This is a genomic window from Synechococcus sp. R5-15, assembly GCF_047462035.1.
Classification (GTDB): Bacteria; Cyanobacteriota; Cyanobacteriia; order Thermostichales; family Thermostichaceae; genus Thermostichus.
In genome coordinates, this window is sequence record NZ_JANSIK010000177.1 from 1 (window position 1) to 9,860 (window position 9,860).

The following is a 9,860-nucleotide window of genomic DNA, read 5'->3' on the forward strand; positions in this document are numbered from 1 at the left end:
CATCAAAGCGCATTCCTCCCGGCAGTGACCCTACGGGTACAGTGCGGGGCTCCTGCGATTTCTAGCTGAACAGTGCTTCCAAATCGGCAAAAGCCGCCAGTGGCAGTGCTTTGCTGGGCTTCAAGGCAATTCCTGTGAGCGCCGAAGACAAACTGGTGGTGCCCGAAGGCTACACTGCCCGTCCGCTGCTGGCTTGGGGTACTCCCATCACCGGCACCTATCCACAGTTCAAGCTGGAAAACACCGGTGCCGAGCAGGGAATGCAGGTGGGTGCCCACCACGATGGCATGCACTTCTTCCCCATCGAAGGGAAGGATCCCTGGCAGGGCAGCTCCACCGAGGGTTTGCTGGTGTTTAACCACGAGTACGTTGAGCCTCAGTTTATGCATGCTGCGGCTGTGGGCCAGAAGCTGGATTCCGACCTGTATCCCACCAATCCTGACGGCACCCGCGATCCCGATCAGGTGCTGAAAGAGCTGAATGGCCACGGGGTGAGCATTGTCCACATCAAGCAGCAGGGAGACGGCAGTTGGGAAGTGGTGCGGGATCGCCTCAACCGCCGCATCACCGGTCTTACCCTCATGGAGATCCACGGCCCGGTGCGGGGATCCGACTTCGTGAAAACCAAGTTCAGCCCTGAAGGCACAATGACCCGGGGTACTTTGAACAACTGCGCCCACGGCGTCACTCCCTGGAATACCTACCTTACTTGTGAGGAGAACTGGGCTGGCTACTTCAGCAACACCAGCAAAGGCCCCGACCAAAAGCCCAACCTGCCCCGGGAGCACAAGCGCTACGGCGTGAGCACCGAGACTTCTCGCTACGGCTGGGAGCTGGCCAGCAACAAGGCAGACGAGTTCATCCGCTTCAATGCCACCCCCACCGCTGCGGATGCCACTCAAGACTACCGCAATGAGCCCAACACTTTTGGCTGGGTGGTGGAGATCGATCCCTTTGATCCCAGCAGCACTCCCAAGAAGCGCACCGCTCTGGGCCGCTTCGCCCACGAAGGCGTGGTGTTTCAGCCGCCGGTGGAAGGCCAGCCGATTGTGGCCTATATGGGGGACGATGCCCGCTTTGAGTACATCTACAAGTACGTCTCTGCCGAGCCCTACCGCAAGGAAACGGCGGGTGGACATCTGTTGGACAATGGCACCTTGTATGTGGCCAAGTTCAACGAAGATGGCACAGGGGAGTGGCTGCCGCTGGTGTTTGGGAAAAACGGTCTAACCCCGGAAAACGGCTTCACCAGCCAAGCAGATGTGTTGGTGAATACCCGCACGGCGGCGGATTTTGTCGGTGCTACTAAAATGGACCGGCCTGAGTGGGGAGCGGTGGATCCGCAAACCCGCATGGTCTACTTCACCCTGACCAACAACAGCCGTCGGGAACAAGACCAGGTGAACGCTGCCAACCCCCGTCCCAAAAACAAGTGGGGTCACATCATCCGTTGGAAGGAAGCCAACGACCGGCCTCAAGCCACCCGTTTCGAGTGGGATCTCTTTGTCTTGGCCGGGCCGCCGGAAGATAGCCGCAAGCTATCGGGCCAGCCCCTCAATGAAGACAACATCTTCAACTCTCCCGATGGTCTGTGGTTCGATGCCAGCCGTCGCCTCTGGATCCAGACCGACACCAGCGAAAGCAATCTCAACAAAGAGGAGTTTGCGCCTTTTGGCAACAACCAAATGTTGGCTGCCGATCCGGATACAGGGGAAATTCGCCGCTTTTTAACCGGGCCGATTGGGCAAGAGATCACCGGTGTGGTCACCACTCCCGATCAGCGCACCATGTTCATCAACGTGCAGCACCCAGGCGCCAGCACCAGCGAGGACGACTTTGCCGCCGGCAAGATCCTCTCCCGCTGGCCCGACTACGACCCCAATCTCTACCCCCGCTCGGCGGTGGTGGTGATCACCAAAAATGACGGCGGGATCATCGGTACCTAGTTGTCTCTGAGGCCGTCAGCCCATAAAACCCAGCGGCAGGGATCCTTCATCTCTGCCGCTTTCTTGCACTTAACCCAGCAAGGCTGATCCCTGCAGGGTCAGGAATCTGGAGCTATCTCTCAAGTACCAATTCTCCCTCTGGGAGACGAGCCGGGGGTGAGGGAAATTAATCCCACAGGTTCAAATCCGTCACTGCTCCCAAGCTGCTGCTGGAGACCAGCTTGGCGTACTTGGCTAGGGTGCCCCGTTTGTAGCGAGGCTCAGGAGGAGACCAGCGGGCGCGGCGGCGAGCCAGTTCTTCATCGCTCACGTGCAGGTGTAATAGGCGAGCCGGAGCATCGATGGTGATAAGATCCCCTTCTTCCACCAGGGCAATCGTGCCCCCCACATAGGCTTCGGGAGCCACATGGCCCACCACCATGCCGTAGGTGCCGCCGGAGAAGCGGCCATCGGTGATCAGGCCAACGCTATCCCCCAAGCCGGCGCCGATGATGGCCGAAGTGGGCGAGAGCATCTCCCGCATGCCGGGGCCACCTTTGGGGCCTTCGTAGCGGATCACCACCACATCCCCTGCTCGGATCTGGCCGGAGAGGATGGCCTGCAGGCAGGACTCCTCTGAATCGAAGACCCGCGCCGGCCCGGTAATTTTCGGGTTCTTGACGCCGGTAATCTTGGCTACTGCTCCTTCGGGAGCCAGATTCCCCTTGAGGATGGCCAGATGCCCTTGGGGATACAGGGGGCTGTGCCAAGGGCGGATCACCTCCTGATCCGGGCTAGGCTCGTCCGGCACATCCCGCAGGACTTCGACGATGGTCTGGCCGGAGATGGTGAGGCAGTCCCCGTGCAGCAGGCCGTGGTTGAGCAGCATTTTCATCACCTGGGGGATCCCGCCGGCCCGGTGCAGGTCGGTGGCCACAAACCGCCCTGAAGGCTTGAGATCGCAGAGGACAGGCACGCGAGCACGAATGGTCTCGAAATCATCTAGCGTCAGGGGCACTTCTGCCGCATGGGCAATGGCCAGAAAGTGGAGCACGGCGTTGGTGGATCCCCCTACAGCCATGATCACCGAGATGGCATTTTCAATGCTTTTGCGGGTGATGATATCTCGCGGGCGGATGTTGGCTTTGATGGCCTCTGCCAAGACCTTGGCCGATTGGGCTGCACTTTCGGCTTTCTCTTCGTCTTCTGCAGCCATGGTGGAGGAGTAGGGCAGGCTCATCCCCATGGCCTCAAACGCGCTGGACATGGTGTTGGCCGTGTACATGCCGCCGCAGGATCCGGCACCGGGACAGGCATGGCGCTCCACCGCCAGCAGCTCTTCCTCGGAGATGCGCCCGGCACTGAACTCCCCCACCGCTTCAAAGGCGCTGACGATGGTGAGGTCGCGGCCATTGTAGTGACCCGGCTTGATGGTGCCGCCGTAGACGAAGATCGAGGGTACATTGAGGCGGGCCATGGCGATCATCGCCCCCGGCATATTCTTGTCGCAGCCGCCAATGGCCAAGAGGCCATCCATGCTCTGGCCGTTGACCACCGTCTCGATGGAATCGGCAATCACTTCCCGCGACACCAGTGAGTATTTCATCCCCTCCGTGCCCATGGAAATGCCATCGCTGATGGTGATGGTGCCGAACACCTGGGGCATACAGCCCGCTGCCTTCAGAGCCGCCTCCGCCCGCTCCGCCAGAGTTTGGATCCCGATGTTGCAGGGGGTGATGGTGCTGTGGGCGTTGGCAATGCCGACAATGGGCTTGCCGAAGTCTTCGTCGCGAAAGCCTACGGCCCTGAGCATGGCGCGGTTGGGGGAGCGCTGTACTCCCTGGGTAACCACTTGGCTGCGCAGCGGGAAAGGGGAATTGGCCATCATTGCAAGAGGAAACCGGGACGAAGTAGGGAGAGGAGAAAAGGGGTAGAACTCATCCTACCGCGTTTCTTCGGGGGAACATGAGCTTTCCCGGAAAGAGGGATCCAAACCAAATCTGAAGCAACTCTGTAAGTTGTCTGCACCTGCGCCGAGGATCGGCCAGCCTACCTAATAGAAGGGATCCCAGGTTCCAATCGCGCTAGCGAGACCGAGTCAAGACATGGGGGCCAGGGATCCTGGGTGTTGGTGTTTCCCCTTCGTGTTGGCGAAGCCTCGTATGGTTCTCAGCTCTCCTCCCTCCCCGCCGGTAGTGTCCAGCAGTGCCGACCGTGTTAGCGGGACGGAGTCCTCACGGGAGATGTTGCGGGATGTGCTCACCCTCTCCCGTCATGTTTTACAGCAGTTTGGCAGTTTTACGGCAGAGGCCCAAGACTTCAGCGCCCTGATGAACCGCATTGCCCTGGCCGGCAAGATGATCGCCCGGCGGCTGAGTCAGGCAGGACTGATCGAAGGGGCGCTGGGGGTTACCGGCAGCCTCAATGTCCAAGGGGAAGAACAGCAACAGATGGACGACTACGCCAACCGGGCCTTCATTCGCGCTTTGGAGCAAACGGGCCTGGTGTGTCGGCTGGTCTCGGAAGAGATGAAAACCCCGGCTCGCCTGCCGGAAAACTGCTCCCTCAGCCGCTTGGCCCTGATGATCGATCCCCTGGATGGATCCTCCAACATTGACGCCAACCTCAGCGTCGGCTCCATCTTCTCCGTCCTTCACCCTCTTGAGGATCGCCCGGAAGCGGACAACCAAGACCTGCTGCAACCGGGCCGTCGCCAACTGGCTGCAGGATATATTCTCTACGGCCCCAGCACCCAACTGGTCTACTCCGTTGGCAAGGGGGTACACGGTTTCACGTTGGATCCCAGCTTGGGGGAATTTATCCTCTCCCGCAGCGACATCCGCATTCCTGAACGCGGCTCCGTCTACAGCCTCAACGAGGGCTATTTTTGCCAGTGGAGCGAAGGGATCCAGAACTATGTCCGGTATGTTCACCGCCGCGATGGCTACATCTCCCGTTACAGCGGCGCTCTGGTGGCGGATTTTCACCGCATTCTCCTGCAGGGCGGAGTTTACCTCTATCCCGGCACCCAGAAAAAACCGGAGGGCAAGCTGCGCCTGATGTACGAGGCCAACCCCCTGGCTTTTCTGGCCGAGCAGGCGGGCGGGGCGGCCACCACTGGCACCGAGGCCATCCTAGACATCGTCCCCCAATCTCTCCACCAACGGGTGCCCCTTATCATCGGCAGCCGCGAGAACGTGGAAGAAGTGCTGCGCTGCCTAGAGGGTTCTCTGGTGCCCTAGGTTCTTCCCAATCCTTCTCTTTGAGCCAAGCTGGCCTATGGTAACCCTGGCAGAAAACCCCCTTCGCGTTGGTCTCAACCAAGAACGCACCCCGGATCCCTGCATTGTGGTGCAGTTTGGCGCTTCTGGGGATCTGGCCGCCCGCAAGCTGCTCCCGGCCTACTACCGGCTGTTTGGGCAGCGGCGGCTGCCGCCGGAGTTTACTTTGGTGGGGGTGGCCCGCCGCGATTGGACTCACGAGGTTTATCGGGAAAAGATGCGGGCTGCCGTGCAGGAGTTTGCCCCCCAGGACTTGGGGCCGGAGGCCCTCTGGCAGGACTTCGCCAGCCGCCTGTTCTATTGCCGCCTGGATATCGGGGATCCAGAAGGCTATCTGCGCCTAAAGCAGCTGCTCAGCCAGCTGGACGAAGAGCGGGGCACCCGCGGCAACCGAGTGTTCTATCTGGCGGTGGCGCCGGACTTCTATGCCCAGGCCATCCAACAGCTGGGGGCAGCTGGCATGGTGGCCGATCCGACCAAAACGCGGGTGGTGATCGAAAAGCCCTTTGGCCACGACCTCACCTCGGCCCAGGAACTCAACCGCCTTGTGCAGCGAATTTGCCAGGAAGAGCAGATCTACCGCATTGATCACTACTTGGGCAAAGAGACGGTGCAAAACCTGCTGGTCTTCCGCTTTGCCAACGCCATTTTCGAGCCTCTCTGGAACCGCAACTACATCGACCATGTGCAGATCACCGTGGCGGAGACGGTGGGGGTGGAGGATCGGGCCGGCTACTACGACACTGCCGGCGCCCTGCGAGACATGGTGCAGAACCACCTAATGCAGATCTATTGCCTCACAGCCATGGAGCCACCTGTCTCACTGCGCAGCGATGGGGTGCGCAACGAAAAGACCAAGGTGCTGCAGGCCACCCGCCTAGCGGATCCCCGCAATGTGGCAGCCGCAGCGGTGCGGGCGCAGTACGGCCCTGGCTGGATTGCCGGCAAGCCGGTGCTGGGCTATCGGCAGGAGCCCAATGTCAATCCCCAGTCCAAAACCCCCACCTACGTCGCTCTGAAACTGGAGTGTGATACTTGGCGGTGGAAGGGGGTGCCCTTCTACTTGCGCACTGGGAAACGCCTGCCCAAGAAGGTTTCGGAGGTGGCCATTCACTTTAAGCAGGTGCCCCTTTCCCTGTTCCAATCGGCAGCTCGGGAGGTGAGTCCCAACATCCTGGTACTGCGCATCCAACCCAATGAGGGCATCTCGTTGCGCTTTGAGGCCAAGATGCCGGGGCCAGAGATCCGCACCCGCTCGGTGGATATGGATTTCCGCTATGGGACTGCCTTTGGAGCGAGTACACCGGATGCTTACGATCGCCTGCTCCTGGATTGTCTGCTGGGGGATCCAACGCTGTTTACCCGTGCCGATGAGGTTGAAGCGGCCTGGCGGGTGGTGACGCCGGTGTTATCGGCCTGGGAGTCTGAGCCCGGCAGCGGCAATGGCGGCGGTGCTGCACCGCCTCTGTTCACCTATGAGGCCGGCACCTGGGGGCCGAAGGCTGCCGAAGATTTGCTCACCCAATCGGGGCGGCGGTGGCGACGCCTCTGATTTGGCCGATGGCAGTTGCAGAGGAGAACACTGAGAAGTAGGGATCCCCGGCTGTTGCAGCTAACATGGGCATGGCCTGTTTATTGCGTGGGTATCATGCCGCCACTGTTGTTCCGGTTATCCGTCCGGCCCTGGCGAGCCTTGTCGGTGGGCCTGGCAGTTGTGTTGGGGATGGGAGGGTGGAGCTCTGCCCAGGCCCAGGTGTTGCTGCACGTCCCTCTGCCCAATGGGGGCTTGATGCAGGCCCAAGCGCTACAACTGGCCACCGACTCGCTGCGGCTGGCCCAGTTTGGTCAAACGGAAGAAGCGCTGCGCCGCCTGCAACTGGCCGTGTCCATGGTGCCCAACTCCTCAGAGCTACTCTACGTTTTGGGCAACGTCCACCTAGAACTGGGGGACTTGGAGCAAGCCATTGCATCGTTGCAAAAGGCCCGCGCCCTATCTCCTCAAGATGGGGATGTCCTCTACTCGCTGGGATCGGCTTATTTGCGGCAGGGCAGCTACTTTGCCGCCGCTGAGACTCTGGAACGAGCGGTTGCCCTGCAACCGGATAACCCCAATGCCCGCTTCCAACTGGGCAATGCCTACCTCATGCTGGATCGGTGGGATGCGGCCCGGCAGGAATATGAGAAGACCTTGCAGTTGGATCCCGCCTACTGGCCGGCCATGAACAACATGGGCTTGGTGGACTATGAGCAGGGGGATCTGGACGCCGCCATCGATCGCTGGGAACGCACGATAGAGATGAACGACTCTGTGGCAGAGCCCTATTTGGCCCTGGCGACTGCCCTCTACATTCGGGGAGAAACCGAACGGGCTGAGGAACTGGGGGCAAAGGCCATGCGCTTGGATCCCAACTATGCCCGCCTGCAGGTGTTGCGGGAGAACCTGTGGCGAGAAAACCTGCTGCGGGATGTGCAGATCCTCCTGCGCACCCGCCCTGTTGCAGAAGCTCTGCAGCAAGCCGCCATCGAGCAGTTCAACCGGCGGATGGGCCTCTCAGAATAGATTCAGGATAGATTTAGGAATTGACAGTGGGAAGTTCTGCAGGGGATCCCTTGAGAACTCGTGCCTGAAACTTGGCCCGAATCCGCTCGGCAATCCCGGCGCTGTTCAAGCCTAGTTCTGCCAAGGATTCCTCGGGGGTGGCGTGCTCCACCCACACATCCGGCACCCCCAAGCGCAACAAGGGCACTGCCAGGTCGGCGTCGAGCAGGGCTTCGGCCACTGCCGAGCCAAACCCACCCATGAGGCAACCTTCTTCCACCGTCACCACCAAGCGGCTCTGTTCGGCCAAAGGCAGGATCAGCTCAGTATCCAGAGGCTTGGCGAAGCGGGCATTGACCACCGTGGCTGAGATGCCGTGTTCTTTCAAGATCTCCGCCGCCTGCAGGCTGGGATGCACCATCGACCCATAGGCCAGGATCAGCACCTCGCCGCCGCTGCGCAACACCTCGGCTTTGCCGATGGGCAGGGGTTCCCATCCCTCTTCTGCCAGAGGCACCCCCACGCCAGATCCGCGCGGGTAACGCATGGCGATGGGGCCCTGGGTGTACTGGATCCCGGTCACCACCATGCGCTGTAGCTCCGCTTCATCTTTGGGAGCCATTAGCACCATTTCCGGAATGCAGCGCAGATAGGCGATGTCGTACATGCCTTGGTGGGTGGGGCCATCGGCTCCTACAACTCCCGCCCGATCCAAGCAAAAGAAGACCGGCAACTTTTGGATACAGACATCGTGGATGATCTGGTCGTAGGCCCGCTGCAAGAAGGTGGAATAAATGGCCACCACTGGCCGCATTCCCTCACAGGCCATGCCAGCCGCCAACGTTACAGCGTGCTGCTCGGCGATCCCCACATCCACAAACTGATCCGGCAGCTTTTCCTTGAGCTTATCCAGGCCAGTGCCCGTATCCATAGCGGCGGTGATGCCGATGATGCGGGGATCCCGCTCGGCCAGCTTGCAGAGGGCATGGCCAAAGACCTTGCTGTAGCTGGGGGGCTTGGGCTTGGTGGGCGGGTAGGGCTTGCCGGTGGCCAGGTCGAAGCGGGATTGGGCATGATACCCCACCTGTTCCGCTTCGGCAGGCGGGTAGCCCTTGCCTTTGACGGTAGCTACATGCACCAGTACCGGGCCGGAGATGCCGTGGGCCAACTCAAAGGCATCCAACAACTCCGCCAGGTTGTGCCCGTCCACCGGCCCCACGTAGGTAAAGCCCAGCTCCTCAAAGATAATGCCGGCTTTGTTGTTTTGCACAGCGGTAACCAGCTTCACCGTTTCCTTGAGGCGGTCAATTTCTGGGCTGAGGCTGGATCCCAGTAGGGGCAGGTTCTTCAGTTGCTCTTCTAGGCTGTCGGCCAAAAACTGCACCGGCGGGCTGAGGCGCAGGCGGTTTAAATAGCGAGGGATCGCCCCCACATTGGGGGAAATAGACATGCCGTTGTCGTTGAGCACCACCATTAGGTTGGTCTTGGGCAGGTGCCCGGCGTGGTTGATGGCTTCATAGGCCATGCCTCCGGTCAGGGCACCATCCCCAATGATGGCCACCACCTTGAAGTTGTCTCCCCGCCGATCCCGAGCGATGGCCATGCCCAAAGCTGCCGAGATGCTGGTGGAAGCGTGCCCCGCCCCAAAGTGATCGAAGCGGCTCTCGCTGCGCTTCAGGTAGCCGGAAATCCCCCCCTTCTGGCGCAATGTGTGGAAATTGTGGTACCTGCCGGTGAGCATTTTGTGGGCATAAGCCTGGTGCCCCACATCCCAGATCACCTTGTCTCGATCCAGATCGAGGGTCTTGTAGAGGGCCAAGGTCAGCTCCACCACCCCCAGCCCTGGCCCCAGATGACAGCCGACCGGGGAATTGGCAGCCGTCTGCAGATGTTTGTCGCGAATCTGGCGGGCTAGGCTGCGCAACTGGCTCAGGTTCAGGTTTCGGAGCTGGTTGGGATGAGTGATGTCACTCAGGTGCATAATGGACTCGTCCTTCCGGTGTGATCTCACTCTAATTCATTTTCAGGAGGGGTTTTGTAGCCCTCCCTGATACATTTACGCTGAACACTGCTGAACATCACTGTTCAACTATGCAGCGATAGCATTCTGTTTGT

Annotated in this window: 6 protein-coding genes; 4 read left to right on the forward strand and 2 right to left on the reverse strand. The window is 60.4% G+C overall.

The window, feature by feature from the left end:
• Positions 1-110 precede the first annotated feature (110 nt).
• A complete protein-coding gene (locus NW839_RS12960; RefSeq protein WP_414349550.1) occupies positions 111-1,946 on the forward strand; it encodes a PhoX family protein in 1,836 nt (611 codons plus the stop codon).
• Between the two features lie 166 nt (positions 1,947-2,112).
• On the opposite strand, the gene ilvD is transcribed toward NW839_RS12960, so the two are convergent.
• Positions 2,113-3,810 (reverse strand): dihydroxy-acid dehydratase, encoded by a 1,698-nt coding sequence (ilvD, locus tag NW839_RS12965; protein ID WP_414349552.1) that lies wholly within the window; start codon positions 3,808-3,810, stop codon positions 2,113-2,115.
• A gap of 358 nt (positions 3,811-4,168) precedes the next feature.
• Here ilvD and fbp point away from each other — a divergent pair, with 358 nt between their 5' ends.
• From fbp to NW839_RS12980, 3 genes are all read left to right on the forward strand, one after another.
• Positions 4,169-5,167: a class 1 fructose-bisphosphatase gene (gene fbp, locus NW839_RS12970; RefSeq protein ID WP_011433573.1), complete on the forward strand. Its 999-nt coding sequence runs from the start codon at positions 4,169-4,171 to the stop codon at positions 5,165-5,167.
• 37 nt (positions 5,168-5,204) lie between these two features.
• The gene (gene zwf / locus NW839_RS12975; protein WP_414344581.1) at positions 5,205-6,758 is read left to right on the forward strand and encodes a glucose-6-phosphate dehydrogenase; all 1,554 of its coding nucleotides are present in this window, start codon (positions 5,205-5,207) and stop codon (positions 6,756-6,758) included.
• 96 nt (positions 6,759-6,854) lie between these two features.
• The gene (locus tag NW839_RS12980) at positions 6,855-7,766 is read left to right on the forward strand and encodes a tetratricopeptide repeat protein (RefSeq protein ID WP_414349551.1); all 912 of its coding nucleotides are present in this window, start codon (positions 6,855-6,857) and stop codon (positions 7,764-7,766) included.
• A gap of 13 nt (positions 7,767-7,779) precedes the next feature.
• Here the strand turns inward: NW839_RS12980 and dxs are convergent, their stop codons facing one another.
• Positions 7,780-9,726, reverse strand: a complete 1,947-nt coding sequence (gene dxs / locus NW839_RS12985; protein WP_011433570.1) for a 1-deoxy-D-xylulose-5-phosphate synthase — start codon at positions 9,724-9,726, stop codon at positions 7,780-7,782.
• Between the last annotated feature and the right edge of the window lie 134 nt (positions 9,727-9,860).

Coding starts and splice junctions, on each gene's coding strand:
- zwf (WP_414344581.1), top strand. CDS start 5,205: ATGGTAACCCTGGCAGAAAACCCCCTTCGCGTTGGTCTCAACCAAGAA.
- dxs (WP_011433570.1), bottom strand. CDS start 9,726: ATGCACCTGAGTGACATCACTCATCCCAACCAGCTCCGAAACCTGAAC.
- ilvD (WP_414349552.1), bottom strand. CDS start 3,810: ATGGCCAATTCCCCTTTCCCGCTGCGCAGCCAAGTGGTTACCCAGGGA.
- NW839_RS12980 (WP_414349551.1), top strand. CDS start 6,855: ATGCCGCCACTGTTGTTCCGGTTATCCGTCCGGCCCTGGCGAGCCTTG.
- fbp (WP_011433573.1), top strand. CDS start 4,169: ATGTTGCGGGATGTGCTCACCCTCTCCCGTCATGTTTTACAGCAGTTT.